Here is a 23134-nt window from a genome sequence, read left to right as displayed (position 1 = left end):
GCATCCATCTTCTGCGCACGGCTGATCCGGGGAACCATCTCCATCGCGATAACACTCGCACCCTTCGACCGCGCCAGCTCCAAACCCTCCTCGTTCCCGCCAGGGTTGAAGAAGGAAATAAGGGTCTTGTCGGCATCGAGCCGGTTGAGTTCCTCGGTCGTGGGCACGCGAACCTTCGCGATGATATCCGCCTCTTGCCACAGCGCCTTGGCGGTTTTCACGACGGTCACACCCGCCGCTTCGTAATCCGCATCGGCGAAGTCGGCCTTGGCGCCGGCCCCGGACTGGATCAGGCACTCGTAGCCCAGTTTCTGCAGTTGAACCGCGCTGTCCGGCGTCATTGCCACCCGCGCTTCACCATCGAGTATTTCCGTTGGTGTCCCGATCTTCATCCCTTGTCTTCCCCTTTTTCGGCCCCTGTGCGGCCATTCGGTTGCAGGATCGCAAAATCACAGCCCTCGTCGGCCTGAAGCACCTGTTCGGCATAGAGCCGGTCATAGCCGCGCCGCATCTCGGCAGGCTCGTTCTCCGAGACCCACTCGGCGCGGCGGCGGTCCAGTTCGGCCTCGTCGACCAGCAGCTCGATGCGCTTCTCCTTGACCGAGAGACGGATACGGTCGCCGTCGCGGACCAGCCCAAGCACGCCGCCGGTGGAGCTTTCCGGCGTGACATGCAGCACGATGGTGCCGAAGGCGGTGCCCGACATGCGCGCATCCGAGATCCGCACCATGTCCTTGACGCCCTTGGAACTGAGCTTGCGCGGGATCGGCAGGTAGCCCGCCTCGGGCATGCCTGACGCGCTTTTCGGCCCGGCATTCTGAAGGACCATGAAATTGTCCTCGGTGATGTCGAGATCGGGGTCGTCGACGCGGGCCGCGAGATCGGCGAGCGAAGTGAAGACCACCGCGCGGCCCTCTTTCTCGAACAGGCGTTCATCGGCCGCCGAGCGTTTCAGGATCGCCCCGCGCGGCGCCAGGTTGCCGAACAACGCGACCAGTCCGCCCTGGGGTTCCAGCGGCTCTTCGGCCCTGGCGATGATCCGGCGATCAACATAGCCGGGGTCTTCTTCAAGGCGGTCGCCCAGGGTTTCGCCCGAGACCGACAGCGTGTCGAGATGCAGGAGCGGCTTGAGTTCGCGCAGCACCGCGCCCATGCCGCCGGCAAAGAAGAAATCCTCCATGTAGGCGGACCCGACGGGCTTGAGGTTCACCAGAACCGGCGTGGTGTCGGACAATTCGTTCATCCGTTCCAGCGAGACCTTGATACCCATGCGCCCGGCGATGGCGGTCAGGTGGATGATGGCGTTGGTCGAGCCGCCAAGGGCCAGCAGGACGCGCAGGGCGTTTTCCACCGATTTCTCGGTGAGCAGCTGGCTGGGCTTGATCGGGTCGGTGATCATGCGTGCCGCGGCAAGGCCCGAGGCCTCGCCCGCGCGCAGGCGGTCCGCGTTGACCGCCGGGATCGCCGCCGTGCCGGGCAGGGAGAACCCGAGCGTTTCGGCGATGCAGGCCATGGTCGAGGCCGTGCCCATCACCGCGCAGGTGCCTGACGTGGTGGCAAGCCGTCCCTCGATATGGTTGATCTCGTCATCCGAGACCTCGCCCGCACGATACTTGCCCCAGAACCGGCGGCAATCGGTGCAGGCGCCGAGGCGTTCCTCGCCGTGGCGCGAGGTCATCATCGGGCCGGCCACCAGCTGCACCGCCGGAAGGTCGGCCGACGCCGCGCCCATCAGCTGCGCCGGAACGGTCTTGTCGCATCCGCCCATCAGCACCACCGCATCCATCGGCTGGGCGCGGATCATTTCCTCGGTGTCCATGGACATCAGGTTGCGGAACTTCAGGCTCGTGGGGCTGAGATAGACCTCGCCCAGCGAGATGGTGGGAAATTCCACCGGCAGTCCGCCCCCAAGAAGAACCCCGCGCTTGACCGCTTCCAGAAGCTCGAGGAAATGCCGGTGGCAGCTGTTGAAGCCCGAAAAGCTGTTGGCGATGCCGACGATGGGCTTTTTCAGAACGTCCTGCGAATAGCCCATCGAGGCGGCAAAGGACCGCCGCAGATAGACCGAGAAATCCCGGTCGCCGTAATTGGTCAGGCCCCGTGCGAAGCCCTGTTCTTTTTCATCTGTCATGTCGGCTTATCCCGCGAGTTTCATCTTGACGTATTTCGGGTCGAGGTAGTCATGGATGCCCAGCGACCCGCCCTCGCGGCCCATGCCGCTTTCCTTGACGCCGCCGAAGGGGGCCTCGGCGGTGGCCAGAAGCATCTCGTTGACACCGACCATGCCCAGCTCCAGGTCTTCATAGGCCCGGGTCACGCGGCTCAGGTCATTCGAGAAGATGTAGCCGGCCAGCCCGAAGGGCAGCGAATTGGCGCGCTCTATCACCTCGTCATAGTCGGTGAAGGTGGTGATCGGGGCGATGGGGCCGAAGGGTTCCTCGGTCATGACCAGCGCGTCATCGGGGACCCGGCCCAACACGGTGGGTTCCACGAAGTATCCCTTGTTGAACCCGGCGGGCGGCTTGCCCCCGGCCAGCAATTCGGCCCCTCGATCCAGCGCGTCCTCGGTCATGCGCTGGATGTTTTCCAGGCCCCGTTGATTGGCCATCGGGCCGACCTGCACGCCTTCATCAAGCCCGCGCCCGACCTTGAGCGACTTGGCGATTTCGGCAAAGCGTTCGGCAAAGGCCTCGTAGCTGTTCTCGTGCACGTAGAAGCGCGTGGGCGAGATGCAGACCTGACCACAATTGCGAAACTTGGTCGGCGCACAGATATCCGCAGCCTGGCGGGCATCGAAATCGTCGAAGACCAGCACGGGGCCATGCCCGCCCAGTTCCATCGACACTTTCTTGACCCCTTCGGCGGCCAGCGACAGGATCTGCTTGCCCACGGGCACAGAGCCGGTGACGCTGACCTTGCGCACGATGGGCGAGCGGATGAGCTGGGTGGCGATCTGGTTGGAGCTGCCGGTGAGGAAGTTGACGACGCCGGGCGGAATGCCCGCATCGTGGCAGGCCTGAACAAGGGCGGCGCAGCTGGCCGGGGTTTCCCCCGCCGGCTTGATGATGATCGCGCAGCCGGCGGCAATGGCCGGGGCGATCTTGCGCGCCGGCAGCAGCGCCGGGAAATTCCAGGCCGAAAAGGCGGCGACCACGCCGACGGGTTGGTGGATCACCAGCATGCGGCTGTCGGTCGTGCGGCTTCCGATCACCTGGCCGTAGATCCGCTTGCTTTCCTCCGAATACCATTCGAACTGGTCCGCGGCCGCGGCGGTTTCGCCCATGGATTCCGCCAGCGGTTTTCCGGTTTCCATCGACATCAGCTCGGCGATCTGGGCCTGGCGCTCGCGGATCAGGTCCGCGACCTTGCGGATCTTCGCGGCTCGGTCCCAGGTGCCGGTCTTGCGCCAGATTTCGAAGCCCGCCTGCGCGGCGTCCAGCGCGGCGTCGATATCCGCCTCGGTGGCGGCGGCGATGGTTCCCAGAACCTCTTCTGTCGCCGGATCGGTGACGGTCTTCGTCGCCTTGTCGGAGGCGGGTGTCCACTCTCCGCGGATGAAGAGATTGATATCCTGATACATGCCTGCCTCCCTTATATCTTTGCCTTGAGGTATTCGCCCTGGACGTCCTCGACCCAGTTGCCCACGTTCCAGGAGCCGTAGGCCCCCATACCGGCGATCGGGTCGCGCCCGGAATAGACCGGGATATGCACCAGCGAGAGCCCGTCATGGGCATGGGCCTCGGCCAGCGCCGCTTCGAGGTCCTCGCGTGAATGCCCGCCGAAGACCGCCTTGACGCCCGTGACCGACGCCGCCATCGCGGCGTAGTCCACGGCAACACCGTCATTGGTTTTGAACTCGCGGCCATACTGGTCGTATTGCAGCCCGGTGATCGCGGCCATGCGGCGGTTGTCGAACAGGGCGACCATGCCCCGCACCCCGTGTTCCACGGCGTCGATCAGGATCTGCGGGTTCATCATGAACGACCCGTCCCCGGTGAAGGCGATGCCGTATTTCGCGTCGCGAACGCCCGCCCCGCCAAGCAGCGCCGAGCCCGAGAACCCCATGAAGGACGCCCCGGTTTCCGTATAGGTCTGGCCGGGCTGGTCATCCTCGACGATCTGGAACCCGTTTGCCTGCACGTCGCCGGCATCGAAGAACTTGATCGCCCCGATCTCGTTGGCGAAGGACGCAACGGTATGGATCGCCGCAGGCTGGGTCAGCACGGGGCGTTGCCAGACCTCGTCCTCGATGGGCGCGGCATGGATGCGCTTGGCCTTGAAGGCCGTCCATTCGTCCTTCTTCGCGGCGCAGTCGCGCCCCCAGTCCTTGCGCATTTCGATGCCCGTATCGTCACCCAGTTCGGCCAACAGCAGGTCGATCACCGCGGTGACGTCGCCGGGCAGGCCGATCGTGTTAGCGTAATGGGTCAGGTCGTCGAAATCGCCGTTGATATTCAGCACGGCCTCGACCTTCGGATAACCGACGCCGGAGCAATCCGCCTGGCAGACCGCGCGGCTGCCGATGACGATCAGCGCATCGGCGTTCTGCATCGCGTAATTGCCGGAAATCGACCCCTTGGAGCCACCCACATGCATGTTCTGCGCATGGGCATCCATCATCACCCCGGTCGACCCGGGCGACAGCACGACCGGCGCGCCGATCCGGCAGACAAGGGCGCGGACCGCCTTGTAATGCGCCCGCGTGCCGCCACCCGCCTTGATGACGATGCGCTTGTGGGTCCGCAGGAACTCGACAGCCGCCTGCAGATCGTCGGAGCGCGCCGGCGCAACCGGCGGCAGCGCCTGACGCGCGGGCAAGGTGGCGATGTTCACCTTTGTGCGCTGCGGCTGGGTGTTGATCGGCAGCATGATGAAGAACGGTCCGGCCTTGTAGGGGTGGTGCACGCAGGAGGTGCCACGGCGCAGGCATTCGCGCAGCGCGCCCGGCGTGTGCAGCGTGTAGGATTGCCCCATAAGCGCAGTCACCTTGCCGAAAACGCCCTGTTCGGGCTTGGGCACCTGCTGCATGTTGTAGCCTTCGCCCTGCGTGGTCTCGTCCCCGTAGATGTGGTAGACGCCCACGCCGTTCGAAGCTGCGGCCAGCGACCCCGCCATGGCCTGAAGCCCGCCCGGCCCGATCGACGTCACAACCGCCGGGGTTTCGCCATAGACCCAGGCATGTGCCGTGGCCGCATGGGCCATTTCAACCTCGTTGCGGCAGTTGATGACCTCGACGGCGCCTTCCTCGTGGTAGATGCGCAGCACCTCGCCCAGATCCGTCGAGCCGTGGCCGAAGATCGCGTAGTAGCGCCGCACGCCCTGCTTCATCAGTCCCACGACCAGTGCTTCCGACAGGGTCAGTTCCTCGATGCCGTCACCGGCATCGCCGGTCAGGGCCTCGTCGACGCTCTTGACGGCCAGTCTGATCGCTCTTTTCCGGATTTGCTTTTCCGCTTCGTCGGGCATTTGGTTCTCGTCAAGCATCTGTCATCTCGATCTTTTCTTTGGTTTTCTTTCTCAGCTTAAGTTCCGCAACGACCTGCAACCCGATCACGCCCGCCGCCAGGGCGAAGAACACAAGCACAGTGGGCGAGTTCAGGAAGATGTCGAAGCTGCCGCCCGACAGCATCATCGCCGTGCGGAATTCGTTCTCGAGGGTCGGGCCAAGCACCATGCCCAGGATGATGGGCGTGATCGGCACGCGGACGGCGACCAGCACGTAGGCCAGAAGGCCGATGGCCCCCATGGCATAGATGTCGAAGGCGCTGTTGCGGATCGAGTAGGCGCCGATGGCACACAGGACCAGGACCGCGACCGCCAGCATCTCGCGCGGGATCTTGAGGACATGCACGAAGATGCGGATGCCCATGAGTTGCAGGGCCAGCACCCACAGGTAGGCCAGCGCCACGGCGACATACATGCCATAGACCTCACCGGCATTGTTCATGAACAGCGCCGGGCCGGGCTGGATACCGTGGATCATCAGACCCGCCAGCACGATGGCCGTGGCCGGGTCACCGGGAATACCAAGCGACAGCAGCGGGATCAGCGTGCCGCCGGTCACCGCGTTGTTCGCGGCCTCTGGGGCGATGACACCTTCCATGTTGCCCTTGCCGAAGCTCTGCGGCTTCTTGGAGAACCGCTTTGCATGGTCATAGGCGAGGAAGGACGCGATGGCGCCGCCGGTGCCGGGAATGGCGCCGATACCCGTGCCCAGGGCCGAGCAGCGCAGGATCAGGGAAATCTTGCCGAAGAGCATTTTCAGAGAGGGCAGCTCGGCACGCACTTTCGCCACGCGCTGCGCCTGGATATCGCGTTCCCCCTTCTGCGAAAATGCCTCGATGATGAAAGGCACGGCGAACAGGCCGATCATAGCGACCAGCAGGTTGACCCCCTGCAGCAGGTTGATGCTGCCGAATGTCATCCGCGGAACGCCGTCAATGGCGTCGATCCCGACGGTCATGATCATCAGGCCCAGCACGCCAGAAATCAGACCCTTGATCAGGGAGTCGCCGCACAGCCCGCAGATGGTCGACATGCCGAAGAGAACGAGCGCGAAGAGTTCCGCGGGACCGAACCCGATGGCCAGTCGCGACACCAGGTCGACCGAGACGATCATGACCAGCAGACTGAACAGCCCGCCGAAGACCGATACGATCACCGCGGTGCCCAGCGCGATCGACGCCTCGCCCTGTTTGGTCATCTGGTGGCCGTCCAGCACAGTCGCGGCGGCCGAGGGTGTTCCGGGTATCCCAAGCAGGATCGCCGAGACCGATCCGCCTGTCATGCCGCCGATATACGTGCCCAGCAACAGGCCGATGGCGGGCACCGGATCCATGCCGAAGGTGATCGGCAGGGCAAGGGCCAGGGCGACCGTGAAGGTCAGACCGGGAATCGACCCGAAGATCAGTCCGACCAGCGCCCCCAGGCCGATCGATGCGATCGCCATGGGCGTCAGGACAAGGGCAAGTGCGTCAAGAAAGAGATCCATGTTCCTATCCCAGGTTGAGCCAGGTGCCGTTGGCCAGGTAAATTCCAAGAACCTTTTCGAAGAGAAGCCAGCTACCGACGGTCAGGCCCAGCGACATGCCGAGCAGCTTGACCGCAGAGCGTTCCCGCAGGCTGACCACCATGGCCAGCAGAACCACGATCGGCGTGGCCAGAACGAAACCGATCTTTTCGAGAAGGAACCCGTAGAGACAAATCTGTCCGAGGACCAACAAGGCAGGCAGCCAATCCAGGCGCGATGACTTGGGGATTTCCATATCCCCCACGAAGAGATTTTCGTCGCGGTCGGACCGGGGGAGTTTACTGGCCAACAGCACTCCCGAAAACACCATCAGGAGTATGCCGAAGACCATCGGGAAGGCACGGGCGCCGATATCACCGTCGCCGAAGCCGGGCCGGATCGTGTCGATGACCAACCAGGTCCATATCGCCCCAAGCAGCAGAAGCACCGTTGCGACGATGATATCCTGGACTCGGTTGGTCATCTTTTCGATCCTTTTCCCGATTACTGGGCCATGCCCAGCTGTTGCAGCAGGTCGCCATAGAACGCGTCGTCGCGTTCGATCAGGGCGCCGAAGGCCTCGGCATCCAGGAAGGCCGGCGCGAAGCCGACATTGCCTGCCGCGTTCTGGAAGTCATCGCTGGCGACCGCGGCCTCGGCCGCTGCCTGCAGAGTGGCGACTACGTCGTCGGGCGTGCCAGCGGGCGCCGCCAGGCCACGCCACATCGAGATGTTGACATCGACGCCCTGTTCCTGGGCAGTCGGCACGTCCGGCAGGATGTCGACCCGTTCCTCGCCGGTCACGGCGATGACGTTCAGATCCCCGGACTCGACGTAGGACACGAACTGCCCCGGCCACTGGATGGCCGCGTCGATGCGGCCGGCCAGAAGCTCGACCGGCGCGTTGCCCTGCCCGTAGGAGATATAGGCAACCTTGTCCCCGACGCCCATCGCATCGAACAGCGCCGCCGACGTCAGGTGCGTGAACGAACCCTTGCCCGAGATGCCCACATTGAAGCGCCCATCGGTCGCTTCCACTGCCGCCTTCAGGTCGTCCAGGCTGTCCCAGCCGGTTTCGCTGTTGACGGCCAGAGCCGGGATCTCGGTCGAGACGCGCGCGATCGGCGTGAAGGCGGAATGATCGAAGGGCACGCGGCCAGTATGATGCGCCGTGCTGATGGAGTTCGAATTCCACACGACGTTGTAACCATCCGGCGCGGTCGCGACCACGTGCGAATAGCCTACGGCCCCGCCGCCACCGGTGCGGCTCACGGGCACAACGGGCTGGCCCAGCTCTTCGGTCATCAGCTCGGAGAGCAGCTGCGCGATGGTATTGGCCGTGCCACCGAACAGAATGGTCATTTCCACAGGCTTTTCGGGATACTCGGCCTTGGCGGCCCCGCCGAAGGCCATCAGCCCGGCAGTCAGGGCCGCTGTCAGCCCACTCTTGATACTTGTCTTGAGTTTCATGTCTTCCTCCCTTGGAATTGTTACCGGATCCCGCGTGGGATCAGGCTTTGGCGCTTTGATGTCTTGCGGCTTCGGCGCGCTCCAACCGGGCCGACTGTGCGATCTGTTCCCTCCCCGGAACATGGTTTCGCAACGCTTCGAGGATCTTTTCCGGGGTCGCCGGAAGAGATTTGATCCGGACGCCGATGGCGTCATAGATCGCGTTCATGATCGCCGGGGCGGTCGGCACAAGGGCCGGTTCGCCGATGCCCTTTGCCCTGAGCGGGCTCTTGGGATCCGGGTCTTCGACGATCGAACAGTTGATCTGGGGAATATCCAACGAGGTCGGCAGGATATACTTGGCGAAGCCATGGGTGATCGCATGGCCCTTCTCGGTGGTGTATTCCTCCATCAGGGCCTGTCCGAGGCCCTGCACGACACCGCCCTCGATCTGGCCTTCGACACCGCGGGGGTTGATGGCACGGCCCACGTCATGGGCGGCCCAGATGCCCAGCACCTGCACCTCGCCGGTCCAGGTATCCACCTCGACCTCGGCCACCTGGGTGCCGAAGACATAGGCCTGCCAGGGGCTGCCGGAGCCATCGACCGGGTCCAGCCCGGTGCCGTGGGCCGTGAACGAGGCCGATCCCACCGGCACAACACCGCGCCCCTTGCAGGTGGCGACGGCATCTTCCATCGTCATCCGCAGGTTCGTGTCCTCGGCCCAGAGCTCGCCGTTGAAGGCGCGCAGGCTCTCGACCGGCACGTCCCAGTGATCGGCGATCTCCTCGAACAGCGCGTTGCGCGCCTCGCGGGCGGCAAGGGCCACCGAATTGCCGATCATGTAGGTCTGCCGGGTCGCACCGGCATGGGCCGCCTCGGGGGCGCGCGAGGTGTCGTTATCACCGATGGTCACGTCCTCGGGACGAATGCCCATTTCCTCGGCCGCGACCTGCGCCAGCACCGTCAGGATGCCTTCGCCGATCTCCGTGACGCCGGTGACCACCTTGCCGGTGCCGCCGTCATCCAGTTCCGCCCAGGCACCGGCCCGGTCGATGGTCGCGGTCCGCGCGATGCCATACCAACTCGCCGCCATGCCGCGGCCACGCTTCATCCTGTTGGTCATCATGCAACCCTTTCCGATTCATCGCTGTCCTTGGAAGCCTTCTTGATCCGCGCGCCCAAGGTGCAGGGCTGCCGCGTATCGGGGCCGTTCAGATCCTTGCGGGTCGCACCGCGCACCCGGGGTGCGCCCTTTTCCCAGCGCGAGGCCTGTTCGGCCGCGTCCAGGACCCGGTCGAGCGAGGCGGTTTCGAGCGTCTGCTGCGTGTGAGTCTTGGCGCCGACCTTCATCATGTTGACCCGGCGGATCTCGAACGGGTCCATGTCGAGCGCTTCGGCAGCCATGTCCATCATGCTTTCGGTCGCGAATTGCGCCTGCATGCCGCCGAATGTCCGGAACGCGCCCGAGGGCGTGTTGTTGGTATAGACCACGCGGGTATCGACCTTGAGGTTGTGCACTTCGTAGGGCCCGCAGGACAGGATCGCGGCCTTGCGCATGACGCCCTCGCTGGACATGCCGAAGGCGCCGCCATCGGAGAGCATGTCGAACTCGATCGCGGTGATCCGGCCATCCCATTTCAGGCCCATGCGGTAATGCACGCGCGACGGGTGCCGCTTGGCCGAAGCGATCAGGCTTTCCTCGCGGGTGAAGTTCAGCTGCACAGGGCGATGGGTCTTCATCGCCGCCAGCGCCAGCATGCCCTGGTAGATCATGTCCTCCTTGCCGCCGAATCCGCCGCCGACCGGGCTCATGATGAAACGCACCTTGTTGATCGGCTTGGCGATGATCTCGGCCAGCATGTGCCGGTGATGCGAGATGTTCTGCGACGGCGAGATCACCACGACCACGTCATCGGGATCGACATAGGCAACGCCGGCCTCCGGTTCGAGATAGGCGTGTTCGACCTGCTGGGTCGAGAAATCGTCCTCGAGGATCAGGTCGGCCTCGGCAAAGCCCGCGGCCACGTCGCCCTTGCGCACCGGGATGTGCTTGATCAGGTTGTCCTGTGCGTAATCGTGGATCACCGGTGCGCCGGGGGCCATCGCCTCGCCCGGATCGAAAAGGCCCGGAAGTTCTTCGTATTCCACCTTGATCTTCGACAGGGCGCGGCGTGCGGTCACGAGGTCTTCGGCGGCCACGGCCGCCACGGCCTCGCCCACATGGCGGACCTTGTCGCGGGCCATGATCGGCTGGTCATGGACGAAGACACCGAACCCGTCGGTTCCCGGCACGTCCTGGGCGGTGATCACGCAGGCCACGCCGTCCATCGCCTCGGCCTCGCTGGTGTCGATCGACAGGATACGGGCATGGGCATGGGGCGAACGCAGCACCTGCATCTGCAACATGTCCGGCAGCTTCATGTCGGCGGCGTATTTCAGACGGCCCGAGACCTTCGAGGGCGCATCCAGACGACGCACATTGGCCCCGATGAAGCTGTCATCGACCATGTCTTCCTCGAGCGCGGTTTCCGGCACCGTGCCGGCGATCACGCCCTTGGCGATCTCGACCGCCTCGAAAATCTTCGTGTAGCCGGTGCAGCGGCAGATATTGCCGCCCAGGCGTTCCTTGATCTCCTCGATATCCGCCTGGGGATTTTCCCGCAGCGCAGAGGTCGCCGCCATGACCATGCCGGGGATGCAATAGCCACACTGGCTGGCGCCGGTCTTGTGAAAGGCACGCTGCACCGGCGTCAGGTCACCCGGCTTGGCCAGGCCCTCGATGGTTTCGATCTTGGCGCCATTGGCCTTGCCAGCGGGCATCAGGCAGGACTTGACCAGCTTGCCATCCACGAAGACGGAACAGGTGCCGCATTCGCCTGCGCCGCACCCTTCCTTGGTGCCGGTGAGGTTCAGATCGTCCCGCAGGAAATCCAGCAAGCGCTTGTGCGGTTCGGTTTCACGGTCGACCTTGCGGCCGTTGACTTCGGCTTCGATCCTCAGCTTAGGCATTGATCTGCTCCTCCTGATCTTCGAATTTCACGTCGATATCCGGCTGGTCGGCGAGGGCATCCTCAAGCGCGGCGCGGATGAAGTTCACCACCACCTCGCGGCGGTAGTCCTGGCGGCTGCGCGACCCGACACGGTCGGCCGCCGTCTGCGCGACCTGCTCGATCAGGCCATGCGAGATGCGTTCGCCGCGCAGGGTGTTTTCGGCCTCGATCATGCGGATCGGGCTCGGCCCGACGCCGCCCAGAGAAAGGCGAACATCCTCGAAGACGCGGCCGTCGCGGTCGGTCTTGACCAGGGCGGCACAGCAGGCCACCGAGATCACCAGCGACCGGCGCTGTCCAACTTTCTGGAACGAACCGCCGAAGCCGTTGCAGGCATCGACGATCACCGCCGTGGCGATCTCGTCCTCGGCAATCTGGGTGCGGCCCGGGCCGGTGATGAAATCCACCACCGGGACCCGGCGCCGCACGATTTGCCCGCCGTCGAGCCGTGCCAGCTCGATCTCGCCATTGAGCGCCACGACGGCAGGCGTGCCATCCGCGACCGGAGACGCGTTGACAAGGTTTCCGGCCAAGGAGGCCTGTTCACGGATCTGGTCGTCGGCGAACCAGATCGCACAGTAGGGCATGCAGGGCAGGCTGCGCATCAGGGTCACGTCGGTCAGGAAATCCTGGTAGACGGTGTTGGCGCCCAGCCGGATGCGGCCCTTTTCGAAAGCATAGCCATCAAGGTCCGGAATTCGGGTGACATCCACCATTTCAGGCAGATGCACATCCCCTGCCCGGCCCTCGCGGGCCCAGGGCAGAATGTCCGTCGCACCGGAGACCAGCCTGCTTCCCTCGGCGGCATTGGCCCACAAGGTCAGCGCCTCTTCCAGGCTCGTCGGCATGTGATACGCGTCATAGGTCAGCATGGCTTGTCTCCTGTGTTTCGGCGTTACTCGGCCGCGACCTTGCTCGAGGCGGCGTGTGGGTTCTTGACGACCACCTTGATCGCATCTTCGACCCGGTCCTTGGCGTAGCGCAGGGCCTCTTTCAGGTCGCCCATCTCGAAAGTGTGGGTGTGGATCAGGGTTGCGTCGAACCGCTTCTGGCGCATGAAGGCCTCGGCGCGGTGCGTGGCGGTCTTACCCTCGCCGCGGATGCCGTAGAGGTAGATGTTGTTGCGCACCAGATACGCGACATCGACCTCGGGGCTGTTACCTGGGAAGGCGGCCAGGCAGATCTTGCCGCCGCGGTTCACCATCTGCGCGGCTTCGTTCAGACCGTTGGGCGCACCGGCGCATTCCACGACGTAATCGACACCCTTGCCACCGGTCAGTTCGCGGACCTTTTCGACCACGTCCTCGTTGCGCACGTTGATCACGTGGTCGGCGCCCAGCTGCTTGCCGATCTCAAGGCGGTTGTCGCGGGTGCCGGTCAGGATGACGGGCTGCGCGCCCAGCGCCTTGGCTACCGCGGCACCCAGCAGGCCGATCGGGCCGGGGCCGGTGACGACGACACTTTCGCCGGCGACCAGGCCGCCCAGCTCGGTCAGGCCATACATCGCCGTGCCGGCGGTCACGACCAGCGTGGCCTCTTCGTCGGACATGGAGTCATCGACATGGATCAGCGTGTTGATGTTGTTGACGGCGTATTCGGCAAAGCCGCCATCGGTGGTGAAGCCGTTGGCGCGGTGGCCCTTGTCCACGTCGCCATAGTTTTTGCCGTAGTTGTGGCAGGACGTGTACATGCCCTGGCGGCAGCGCTTGCACTGGCCACAGCCGGCATGGATCTCGACGGTCACGCGCTCGCCGATCTCGTATTCATCGACACCCGGCCCGAGGGCGACGACGGTGCCCATGTATTCATGGCCCGGGGTGAAGTTCTTGTTGAACGGGTCGCCGCCCTCGATCTGGGCCGGCGGGCCGTGATGGATGATCTCCAGGTCGGTGGCGCAGATCGCCACGGCGTCGATGCGCACCAGCACCTCGGCCTTGCCGGGCACCGGCACCGGCTTTTCGGACAGGGTCAGTTCGCCGGGATCGCCCAGGACCCAGGCCTTCATCGTCTCGGGGACGGGATGGGTGTCGCTGGTGGTTACGTTATCGGGCATGGACATGTGTCGGTCTCCTTGTCGATTGGTTGAATGCTCAGGTTTTCAGGTTGCGCAGCTTGTTGGAGAACGCGTTGGCCGCGCTGATCATTTCCTTGATCAGGTAGCCGCGGTATTCCTCGGTGGCGCGGTCGGCGGGGGCAGTGACCGAAATCGATCCCAGCACCGCCCCGGCGCCTTCCCGAATGGTTGCGCCGATGCAGACGATGCCCTCGCGGAATTCCTCGTCATCGACGGAGTATTTGAGCCGCCGGACAAGCCGCAATTCCTCGACCAGGCCCGACAGGGTGGTGATGGTCTTGGGCGTGTAGGACGACAGGCCATTGGCCGATATGATGCGCACCAGTTCGGTATCGGGGATCCAGGCGAGGATCGCCTTGCCGGTGGCGGTGGCGTGAAGCGCGGTCATCTTTTCGACCTCGCTGGCCTCGGCCACGTCATTGTCGGGGCTGGCGAAACTCAGCTTGGTCATCAAAGATGTGTCGCTGAGTTGGGCGAATTGCACACCGTGGCCCAGCCGCTGCCCAAGCGCTTTCAACTCGTCAGCAAGGAGGACATCGGGGTCACGTTCGCCCTCGGAAATCTCCACAAGCTCACCCAGGCGCGGCCCAAGCGCATAGCCTTTCACTCGGCCCAGATGAGTCACGAAACCCTTTTTGACCAATGTGGTGATCAGGTGATGGCAGGTCGAAATGTTCAGCCCCAACCGCTCGGAGATTTCCGAGACGGTCACGCCGCCGCGTTCCTCTGCCACGATCTCGAGAACATTGAGGGCCCGCTCAACGGACTGGATGGTGCGACCGCCGATCTCTTCGGGCACCTGGTCGAACTTGACAACCTTCGCCTCCGGCGTGCTGTCGCGTCCCTGTCTGTCGGACTTGCTTGGCGTCATGTTCGATCTCTCCCTGTTGACGAAGCATCAGTATGGGGATCGATTCTTGCAAGGTAATTTGGAATGGTCGACTGTTATTTGATATTATCAAAATAAATCATTTGCCGTGACGCTTCCCGAACGCTCGAACCGCGTCCTTTGGGGAGGATGCGGCCCCGGCGGAAAGCAGCGAAGCGCAGTGGAAGGTCCTTGAAATCGCAGGTTTGCGACAAACGGCATGGCTTTCAGGGGCGCCTGCCGATCGTGCCTTTCGGCAGGCAACACCATCCTGTTGCCCTACGGCCTGCCTTGGCCGAAGCACCCTCGGCCAAGGCCTCGTGCCGGACGGATTGACACGTGTTCTTGAGGACTATTCCTAACGGATGCGCCTGGCGGCCAATCGGTCCGCCCGGCCGAAACCCGAGCTGTTCCGATCAGTATGGCATCGGATGCGAACGGTGAGCGGCGTCGATATCGGTCAGCACTTCGTCCGAAAGCTTGACGGTATCCCCCGCCAGCAGATGCGACAGTTGAGCCTTCGTGGTCGCGCCGAAGATGGCCGATATCGGGAACGGTCGGGTCCGCTGCCACGCCATGGCCACGTGCACCGGGTCCAGCCCGTATTTAGCGGCCACGTCGAGATAGGCCTGCACCGCCGGCAGAACCCGGTCGGTCATGCGCCCGCCAAGATCGCGGCTGCCGGCTTCCCGGCGCGACCCCACCGGCACGACATCGCCCTGGTATTTCCCGGTCAGCAACCCTGCAGCCAGCGGTGAGAAGGACAGCAGCGTCACGTCCTCGTTCACCGCCATTTCCGCCATGTCGGTATCGTAGAGCCGGCAGAGCAGGGAATATTCGTTCTGAACGCTGGCCAGACGCGGGCCGCCGACCTGTTCGGCAACATCGATCCAGCGGGTGCAGCCCCAGGCGCTTTCGTTGGACATGCCGAAGGCGCGGATCTTGCCCGCCTTTTGGGCGCGGCCCAGCGCCTCCAGCACGCCGGCCATGTGATCCACCGTCCGCTGCCGATCCTGACCCGAGGGATCATAGGTCCAGTTCTGGCGGAACATGTAGGAGCCGCGCATCGGCCAGTGCAACTGGTAAAGGTCGATATAATCCGTGCCCAAACGGCGCAGCGACGCGTCGATCAGCGTCTCGATATTGTCCGGCCCATAGCCCTCGCCGTCGCGGATCATCTGGCTGTCGCCGCCCGCCTTGGTGGCCAGCACAACGCGGTCGCGCTTCCCGCCGGCCGCGAACCAGCGCCCGATCAGCTCCTCGCAGGTGCCGACCGTTTCGGGACGAACGGGGTTCACCGGATACATCTCGGCGGTGTCGAAAAAATCGATCCCCGCCTCCAGCGCCATGTCCATCTGGGCGAACGCATCCGCCTCGGGCGTTTGGGTGCCGAAGGTCATCGTGCCCAGGCACCAATCGCTGACCTCGATCCCCGTGCGCCCAAGTTCAAGCCTGTTCATGTCCTGTCCCCCTGTTCATTCTCAGGCGGCGAGGATAGCGTGCCTGATAACGGTAACAACCCCATTCCCCTCAGGTCACGACCGCTCATGGACAAGGACAACGATCCCAAGGACCGGCCCATCGCAGCCGACCGGCTGACGCGGGAACTCTGGCGGCAGAGACTGCGTTCGCGCGGACTTTGGGCTGCCGCCGCGACGCTGGCCCTCTTCGTTGTGATTTTCACCCTCGCGCTGCTCGATAAGCCCCGGTCGGTGCGCCACCTGCTGTTGACCGCGGGGCCGACCACGGTGCTGCCCAGCGATGACGGGGCGACGCCTGTCTTGCGGGTCGAGCTTGACGGCCAGCCCCGCATGGCGCGCATGGGGTCGCGTCTTGTCCATCCAACGCCCGGCGAACCGGTCTGCATCGCGGTCAGCGAACGCCGTCTGTCCGGGCGCATGACCCTGCGCGTCGCCCCGCGGACCCGATGTGCCGATACGTCTGCGACAGAAGATGTCGAATAGCGGCAAGCATCCGGTGCCACCTCGGCCAAGGCTTAACCCATGCGCATGATGCTTTCCTTTGCCGCGTTGCTGATGTCGGCGCTGCTTTTGCAGCTTTCCTCGGGCGGGGTCGGCCCGCTCGACGCCTTGGCCGGTCTGGAGGCCGGGTTCACCCGTGCCGAGGTCGGCTTTCTGGGCTCGGCCCATTTCGTCGGGTTCTTCATCGGCTGCTGGTGGGCGCCACGCCTGATGGGCAATGTGGGCCATTCACGCGCCTTCGCAGTGCTGACGGCCATGGGGGCGATCGGTCTGGCCGGGCACGTTCTGATCCAGGACCCGCTGGCCTGGGCGGTGCTTCGCATCGGGTCGGGCATCTGTATCGCGGGCTGCTACACGGTGATCGAGGCGTGGTTGCAGGCCAAGGTCACGAACCAGACCCGGGGCCGGACCATGGGCATCTACCGCGTTGTCGACATGGGCGGCAGCCTTGTCGCGCAGTTGATGATCGGGGCCTTGGCCGATCTGCAGACCTATGTCGCCTATACGCTTCTGACGATGCTTTGCGTGGCCTCTCTGTTGCCGCTGGCCCTGACCCGGGTGCCACAACCGGAAACACCCAAGGCGACGCGGCTGCGCCCCGGCCTAGCCTGGGCCATGTCGCCCCTGGCCGTGGCCGGTGTCCTCGTGGCGGCCTTGTCGGGGGCCTCGTTCCGCATGGTCGGCCCGATTTACGGGCAAGAGGTCGGACTGGACGCCGACCAGATCGGTTTTTTCCTGGCGGCCTTTGTCGCCGGCGGCGCGCTGGCGCAATATCCGACCGGCTGGCTGGCCGACAAGTTCGACCGACGCTGGGTGTTGATCTGGCTGTCGGTCGCGGCGGTCGCATCCTGCCTCATCACGATAGCGGCCTCGGCTCTTGGGAACACGGTGGTGCTGCTCTCGGCCGCCCTGTTCGGCTTCACGACCTTTCCGGTCTATTCCGTGGCCGCCGCCCATGCCCACGACTACGCCAGTTCCGAACAGCGCGTGGAATTGTCCGCGGCACTGATGTTCTTTTACGCGCTCGGGGCCATCGCCGCCCCGTGGACCAGCTCTGTCCTGATCGAGGCCTTCGGCCCTTCCGCGATGTTCTATTTCGTCTCGGCCGGACACATCATACTGATCGTGTTCGGCATGGCCCGTATGCGCGTGCGTGGCGCACCGGAAGATCGCACCCGCTACGTCTGGTCGCCCCGCACATCCTTCACAATCGGACAACTGCTCGGCCGCAGCCGCGAGAAGTGACTCCGCAGGCCCGCCCCTCTGGTCCTTCACGGCCAGAGCGATTAAACGGGCCCGGACACCAAACAACAGGCAGACCAATGGCCCGGCACCTCATCACCTCGGCGATCCCCTATATCAACGGGATCAAGCATCTCGGCAATCTCGTGGGCAGCCAGTTGCCCGCCGACCTGTTCGCCCGCTACCAGCGTGGTCGCGGCAACGAGGTCCTCTTCCTCTGCGCCACCGACGAACATGGCACCCCTGCCGAACTGGCCGCGGCCAAGGCGGGCAAACCCGTGGCCGAGTATTGCGCCGAGATGTGGCAGGTCCAGTCGGACATCGCCGAAGGCTTCGGCCTGTCCTTCGACCATTTCGGGCGGTCGTCCTCCAAGGCCAACCATCGCCTGACCCAGCATTTCGCCAAGAAGCTGGACGAGGCCGGCCTGATCCGCGAGGTCAGCGAGACCCAGATGTATTCCAAGGCCGATGGCCGCTTCCTGCCCGACCGCTATATCGAGGGCACCTGCCCCAATTGCGGCTTCGACTCCGCCCGCGGCGACCAGTGCGACAACTGCACCAAGCAGCTGGACCCGGTCGACCTGATCAACCCGCATTCGACCATCTCCGGTTCGACCGACCTGGAAATGCGCGAGACCAAGCACCTCTACCTGTGCCAGTCGAAGATGAAGGACCAGCTGGAGGAATGGATCGACACCCGCGAGGGCTGGCCCGTCCTGACCACCTCGATCGCCAAGAAATGGCTGAACGACGGCGACGGGTTGCAGGATCGCGGCATCACCCGCGACCTTGACTGGGGCATCCCGGTGCAGCGCGGGGACGAGCCCTGGCCCGGTATGGAAGGCAAGGTCTTCTACGTCTGGTTCGATGCGCCCATCGAATATATCGCCTGCGGGCAGGAATGGGTCGAGGCGGGCAAGGGCGACGATTGGGAACGCTGGTGGCGCACCGACAAGGGCGCCGAAGACGTGACCTACACCCAGTTCATGGGCAAGGATAACGTGCCGTTCCACACGCTCAGCTTCCCGGCCACCATCCTCGGCTCGGGCGAGCCGTGGAAGCTGGTCGACTACATCAAGTCTTTCAACTACCTCAACTACGATGGCGGCCAGTTCAGCACCTCGCGCGGGCGCGGTGTGTTCATGGACCAGGCCCTGCAAATCCTGCCCGCCGATTACTGGCGCTGGTGGCTGCTCAGCCACGCGCCCGAGACCTCGGACAGTGAATTCACCTGGGAGAGCTTCCAGTCCGGCGTCAACAAGGACCTCGCCGACGTACTGGGCAATTTCGTGAGCCGCGTCACCAAGTTCTGCCGCTCGAAATTCGGCGAAGAGGTGCCCGCCGGTGGCGAGATGGGCGCCGAGGAAAAAGCCCTGATAGAAGAGCTGACCCGCCGCGTGCGCACCTACGAGACCAACATGGATGCCATCGAGGTTCGCAAGGCCGCGACCGAGCTCCGCGCGATCTGGGCTGCCGGCAATGAGTATCTGCAAGCGGCGGCCCCTTGGGCGACCTTCAAGGAAGACCCCGACAAGGCGGCCATGCAGATCCGCCTGGCCCTGAACCTTATCCGCCTCTACGCCATCCTGTCCGCCCCGTTTATTCCCGAAGCGTCCGACAAGCTGCTGAAGGCCATGCAAACCCAAGACGCAACATGGCCCGATGACGTGGCCGCCGCCATGTCCGCACTTCCTGCGGGGCACGGCTTCACGGTGCCCGAGAACCTGTTCTCCAAGATCACAGACGACCAGCGCGACGATTGGCAGGCACGCTTCGCGGGCACGCGGGACTGACCCGCGCTACTCGGGTGCCGTGGCGCTGGCCGCATCCTCCTCGGCGACCTCGTCGGCACCGGTAAAGAAATAGGCCGCAAAGAGTGCCACGATAATCGCGGCGATGATCCCGAAGAGCGGGCCACGATGGCGCTTGGCCTGCTTCTCGACATTGGTATTCGGTGCGGTCATCTTGACCTCCTTTCCCCCCAAAACGCTAGCGCGTCATCACGAATGTCAAATCGCCCGGCCATGGCTTTGAGGCCTGCAAAGGTCGTGCTAGCCTTGAATTCAGTATTCAGCCCAGGACGGAGATCGCCATGCTACGTCAGACCATCGCAGCCCTTGCCATCGTGACTGCACCCGCCGCGACGGCCGCGACATGCGGCAACGATTCCAGCGGATTCGAACGGTGGAAACAGCAATTCGCGCAAGAGGCCGCGGCCCTCGGTGTCGGGGCGTCCGGCCTGCGGGCTCTGGCCGATGCACGCTATTCCCAATCCACGATCAACGCCGATCGCAACCAGACCGGCGTGCGCTACGAGCTGGATGATTTCATCCGCATCCGCCTTGGCAGCCTGGACAACTTTGCCGCCCAGGCCCGCCGCGTCAAAGCCCGCGCACCGCAATACTACGCCTCGCTCGAACAGGTCTATGGCGTTCCGGCCGGAATCATCCTTGCCATCCACGGCATGGAAACGGGCTTTGGTCGCACCATGGGCAATACCCCGGTCATCGACAGCATCACCACCGTGGCCTATGACTGCCGGCGCTCGGATTTCTTTACGCCCCACGCCATCGCCGCCCTGCAAATGGTCGATCGCGGCATGCTGGCCCCCGACCAGCGCGGCGCCGCCCATGGCGAACTGGGCCATACGCAATTCCTTCCCGGCAACGCCCTGCGCTACGGCGTCGATGCCGATGCAAATGGCCGGATCGACCTCTACTCGGTCTCGGATGCGCTGGCCTCGACCGCGAATTTCCTGCGCCAGAAGGGCTGGCGCCCGGGCGCGCCCTACCAGGAAGGCAGCCACAATTTCCGCGTCCTGAACGAATGGAACGCGGCCACGGTCTACCAGCAGGCCATCGCGCTCTCGGCCCTGCGGATCGACGGCTAGGCTTCATTGGGTCGAAAAAACCGCGGGGGAGTCGGCTCTCGGTCCGACGGGGGCTGCGCCCCCGCGCCGGCACAGCTCGCGAAACGCCCGGTGAACGTGTCGCCTTTCGGATTTCAGAATGAAAAGCGCGCGGAAGCGCTCAATGTGGTACCCGCGGCCGGACTTGAACCGGCACGGCCTTCCGGCCTAGGGATTTTAAGTCCCCTGTGTCTACCATTCCACCACGCGGGCCCCAAACTAAACAGGGCTCTGATCCTTGTCCTGCGTCTACCAAGTCAGCATATTGCGTCTACCAAACGTCTACCAGACAGACACAGAGGATTTGAGCTTGAGCCCTACTAAGATAACCCAGCGGACACTTGCAAGTATCGAAGCAACAGGAAAGCGCCACTTCATACGCGATAAGGACCTCACAGGCTTTGGGATAGCAGTCACAGCCAAAGGCAAGGCCAGTTATTTTGTAGAAACCCGCATCCGTGGCCTGAACAAAGTCATAAGGAAGCAACTTGGCTCTGTAGATCACCTACCCCTTGAGGACGCACGACAGGAAGCCCGTAAGCACCTGCTAGAGGCCAAGAGAGGCAAGGATATACGCTTTAGCGACCAAGAGGACGAACCCCTACCAGACACACTCGGAGCAGCCCTAGAGAGCCACCTGAAGGCCAAGCAGCATTCTATGCGACCCTCGACCACTTCCGACTACAAAAAGACTTTTAATAATGCCCTGTCAGACTGGAGAGACCTACCCACAAAGCAACTCTCTAGAGGGATGATAGCCAAACGGTATAACGAACTGCTGGGCAGATACTCGGGGGCCTATGTAGATAAGATTTTTCGCAACCTGTCATCCACTCTTGCCTTTCATGGTATAGCCCCGAACCCTTGCAAGGTCATCTCAGACAAAGGCTTGAAGGCGCCCTTAGTAGCACGTGAAAGAGCTTTGACGCCAAGGGAGATCCATATTGTCTGGCAGGAACACGCGACTTTCAAACCACCTGTTACACGCATTCTATTGTTCTACATGCTTACAGGGCTGAGGCGCTCGGAAGTTCTAAATCTGACATGGGCAGACATCTACGGTGGCCACGCGCGTATCCGTCAACCAAAGAACCATCAACCCCACGTGATACCCCTCACCGGCATATTAAAGACGTTGGCTGGGGAAAGAGGCGAAGATGAGCAGCGCGTATTCGGATACACGACCCACTCCCTCAGGACAGCCTTCGACAAATTCAAGCAACGAGTGAAGTTCCACGACGACTGGACAATCCATGACCTAAGACGGACATTTTCAGCGGACCTTCAGCTATTAGGCTACTCCGAGGCAGAGATTGGGATCGCGCTGAACCATGCAGCGGGGTCGGTCACTGGCAGGCACTATCGAGGCAGAACACGAAATAAGTCTTGGCTCTTGTCCCGCATGTATACTGACCTTCAGACGCAGCACAGCTACTACCAGTATAACGATGGCGACCTTGACGAGGTTAGACCGATGCCCAAAGACTGGGAACCGTATCAAGAACCCGAGATATAAGGAAAGAAAAGACCCCCTACCGAGGGGACGATAAGGGGCCGAGTTGGAGTTGGGTACATGCTTTACCTGAGTACAGCGAGACGACGGTAGCACCAACAGCAGCGTTTCCAGCGGCGCAAAAGTTACCTGCACTCCCTCTTTAGCATCCGCGTAAGGGCTTCAAACGCGACATTGGCCTTGAACTCGGGAACATGCTGCTTGCGTTTCAAAATCCCTGATCTCCTTCTTATCGAAGATTAGCAGACTGCAAATCGTAGCTTACGTTAGTGTTCGAATTTCGGGGGTAGCTCGCCTGTTTTGTGCTGTGGAGAAGTGTTTGTGCTTAGAAACTACTTACTACTCAAAGGTCAGCTGTCGCTCTTGCAGCCAGACAGTACAAAGTCGCGATCTTCTGTATTGTTGCGCAGGCCATCGAACTCCCCTTGGTGACGCGCCCCGTTGAACGCTTCCACTTCTATCAGAACACCATCAGACGAAGTTAGACCGCTACGGAAATCACGGTAGCCGCTTGGCAGAAATGCCGCCTGACCATCAGTGGAAGGAGACCAACGTTCGGAGATTGGCTCATTATCATCAAATCTGTACCGAACTCTCAGACGGTCATTTCCAAGGAAGCCTGAAGAGACTATCAAAATTTCTGTACCCCCTTCACCATTGCAACGAATTAGTAGAGCATCGAGGTTCTGCATGCCTGTGCCAGCTTGCGCACTTTCAAGGTACACATAGGAGATGTCAGCTTCAGTGAATCCGTCTTCCTGTTCGACTAGAACCCAACTGTTGCCACTAAGGTTCTCCCCTTCAATTGTCTCGGTGGATTCAGCGGCTTCAGAATCTGCCTTATCCTCTGGTTGCTGGTAGTTGAAAACCGCATCGTAACACGCCAACCGAGCGTTGCTTGCTTCGATCTCTAGGGTCAGGACCCATTGATTTCCGCATTTCGGCGTGATTCACGGTTCGAAAAACGAGCGGTGACCATGTCTGATCTTTTCTGGCTGACGGAGGCGCAGATGGCGCGTCTTGAGCCCTTCTTCCC

The 23134-nt window shown here is 63.0% G+C and carries 19 protein-coding genes, 1 tRNA gene and 1 pseudogene; 5 read left to right on the top strand and 16 right to left on the bottom strand.

Going from position 1 to position 23134, the window contains the following annotated elements:
* The 13 genes and pseudogenes from DFK10_RS15770 to DFK10_RS15710 form a co-directional block, all read right to left on the bottom strand.
* Positions 1–392: pseudogene (locus tag DFK10_RS15770) on the bottom strand (Re/Si-specific NAD(P)(+) transhydrogenase subunit alpha); the annotation flags it as partial.
* Complete coding sequence (locus tag DFK10_RS15765; RefSeq protein WP_109389993.1) at positions 389–2131, bottom strand: dihydroxy-acid dehydratase; 1743 nt, start codon at positions 2129–2131, stop codon at positions 389–391. The gene DFK10_RS15765 and the pseudogene DFK10_RS15770, both read right to left, overlap by 4 nt.
* 6 nt (positions 2132–2137) lie before the next feature.
* On the bottom strand, positions 2138–3580 hold the full coding sequence (locus DFK10_RS15760; protein ID WP_109389992.1) for an NAD-dependent succinate-semialdehyde dehydrogenase: 1443 nt from the start codon (positions 3578–3580) through the stop codon (positions 2138–2140).
* A gap of 11 nt (positions 3581–3591) precedes the next feature.
* Entirely contained in the window at positions 3592–5466 is a 1875-nt protein-coding gene (locus DFK10_RS15755; protein ID WP_109389995.1) for a thiamine pyrophosphate-dependent enzyme, read from the bottom strand.
* A gap of 10 nt (positions 5467–5476) precedes the next feature.
* Positions 5477–6991, bottom strand: coding sequence for a tripartite tricarboxylate transporter permease (locus DFK10_RS15750; protein WP_109389991.1), 1515 nt, complete (start codon positions 6989–6991; stop codon positions 5477–5479).
* Between the two features lie 4 nt (positions 6992–6995).
* Positions 6996–7493, bottom strand: coding sequence for a tripartite tricarboxylate transporter TctB family protein (locus DFK10_RS15745; protein WP_109389990.1), 498 nt, complete (start codon positions 7491–7493; stop codon positions 6996–6998).
* 20 nt (positions 7494–7513) lie between these two features.
* Positions 7514–8479 (bottom strand): Bug family tripartite tricarboxylate transporter substrate binding protein, encoded by a 966-nt coding sequence (locus DFK10_RS15740; RefSeq protein WP_217810188.1) that lies wholly within the window; start codon positions 8477–8479, stop codon positions 7514–7516.
* Between the two features lie 40 nt (positions 8480–8519).
* Positions 8520–9584, bottom strand: coding sequence for a xanthine dehydrogenase family protein molybdopterin-binding subunit (locus tag DFK10_RS16710; RefSeq protein WP_109389989.1), 1065 nt, complete (start codon positions 9582–9584; stop codon positions 8520–8522).
* Positions 9584–11470 (bottom strand): molybdopterin-dependent oxidoreductase, encoded by a 1887-nt coding sequence (locus tag DFK10_RS16705; protein ID WP_109389988.1) that lies wholly within the window; start codon positions 11468–11470, stop codon positions 9584–9586. The genes DFK10_RS16710 and DFK10_RS16705 overlap by 1 nt, the downstream gene beginning before the upstream one ends.
* Positions 11463–12383, bottom strand: a complete 921-nt coding sequence (locus DFK10_RS15725) for an FAD binding domain-containing protein (protein WP_109389987.1) — start codon at positions 12381–12383, stop codon at positions 11463–11465. The genes DFK10_RS16705 and DFK10_RS15725 overlap by 8 nt, the downstream gene beginning before the upstream one ends.
* Before the next feature lie 23 nt (positions 12384–12406).
* Positions 12407–13570: a zinc-dependent alcohol dehydrogenase gene (locus DFK10_RS15720; RefSeq protein WP_109389986.1), complete on the bottom strand. Its 1164-nt coding sequence runs from the start codon at positions 13568–13570 to the stop codon at positions 12407–12409.
* 31 nt (positions 13571–13601) lie between these two features.
* Positions 13602–14456: an IclR family transcriptional regulator gene (locus tag DFK10_RS15715; protein WP_109389985.1), complete on the bottom strand. Its 855-nt coding sequence runs from the start codon at positions 14454–14456 to the stop codon at positions 13602–13604.
* Positions 14457–14869: 413 nt separating this feature from the next.
* A complete protein-coding gene (locus tag DFK10_RS15710; RefSeq protein ID WP_109389984.1) occupies positions 14870–15913 on the bottom strand; it encodes an aldo/keto reductase in 1044 nt (347 codons plus the stop codon).
* A gap of 87 nt (positions 15914–16000) precedes the next feature.
* Here DFK10_RS15710 and DFK10_RS15705 point away from each other — a divergent pair, with 87 nt between their 5' ends.
* The 3 genes from DFK10_RS15705 (at position 16001) to metG (ending at position 19470) form a co-directional block, all read left to right on the top strand.
* The gene (locus tag DFK10_RS15705) at positions 16001–16417 is read left to right on the top strand and encodes a hypothetical protein (protein ID WP_109389983.1); all 417 of its coding nucleotides are present in this window, start codon (positions 16001–16003) and stop codon (positions 16415–16417) included.
* Positions 16418–16456: 39 nt separating this feature from the next.
* A complete protein-coding gene (locus DFK10_RS15700) occupies positions 16457–17680 on the top strand; it encodes an MFS transporter (protein ID WP_109389982.1) in 1224 nt (407 codons plus the stop codon).
* 77 nt (positions 17681–17757) lie between these two features.
* Positions 17758–19470, top strand: coding sequence for a methionine--tRNA ligase (metG, locus tag DFK10_RS15695; protein ID WP_109389981.1), 1713 nt, complete (start codon positions 17758–17760; stop codon positions 19468–19470).
* A gap of 6 nt (positions 19471–19476) precedes the next feature.
* Here metG and DFK10_RS16555 read toward each other — a convergent pair whose 3' ends face one another.
* Entirely contained in the window at positions 19477–19641 is a 165-nt protein-coding gene (locus DFK10_RS16555) for a hypothetical protein (RefSeq protein ID WP_217810187.1), read from the bottom strand.
* Between the two features lie 128 nt (positions 19642–19769).
* Between DFK10_RS16555 and DFK10_RS15690 the strand changes: the two genes are divergently transcribed.
* Complete coding sequence (locus DFK10_RS15690; RefSeq protein ID WP_109389980.1) at positions 19770–20567, top strand: lytic murein transglycosylase; 798 nt, start codon at positions 19770–19772, stop codon at positions 20565–20567.
* Between the two features lie 145 nt (positions 20568–20712).
* Here the strand turns inward: DFK10_RS15690 and DFK10_RS15685 are convergent.
* Positions 20713–20798, bottom strand: a tRNA-Leu gene (locus tag DFK10_RS15685).
* A gap of 97 nt (positions 20799–20895) precedes the next feature.
* Between DFK10_RS15685 and DFK10_RS15680 the strand changes: the two genes are divergently transcribed.
* On the top strand, positions 20896–22101 hold the full coding sequence (locus DFK10_RS15680) for a tyrosine-type recombinase/integrase (RefSeq protein ID WP_217810186.1): 1206 nt from the start codon (positions 20896–20898) through the stop codon (positions 22099–22101).
* A gap of 347 nt (positions 22102–22448) precedes the next feature.
* Here the strand turns inward: DFK10_RS15680 and DFK10_RS15675 are convergent, their stop codons facing one another.
* Positions 22449–22985 carry a hypothetical protein gene (locus DFK10_RS15675; protein WP_217810185.1) on the bottom strand — a complete coding sequence of 179 codons (537 nt, stop codon included), beginning with the start codon at positions 22983–22985 and terminating at the stop codon, positions 22449–22451.
* Positions 22986–23134: the final 149 nt, after the last annotated feature.

It is taken from the genome of Salibaculum griseiflavum, from assembly GCF_003129565.1.
Taxonomy (GTDB): Bacteria; Pseudomonadota; Alphaproteobacteria; order Rhodobacterales; family Rhodobacteraceae; genus Salibaculum; species Salibaculum griseiflavum.
Note: the sequence above shows the minus strand (reverse complement) of the source record. Positions and strands in the feature narration are given on the sequence as shown.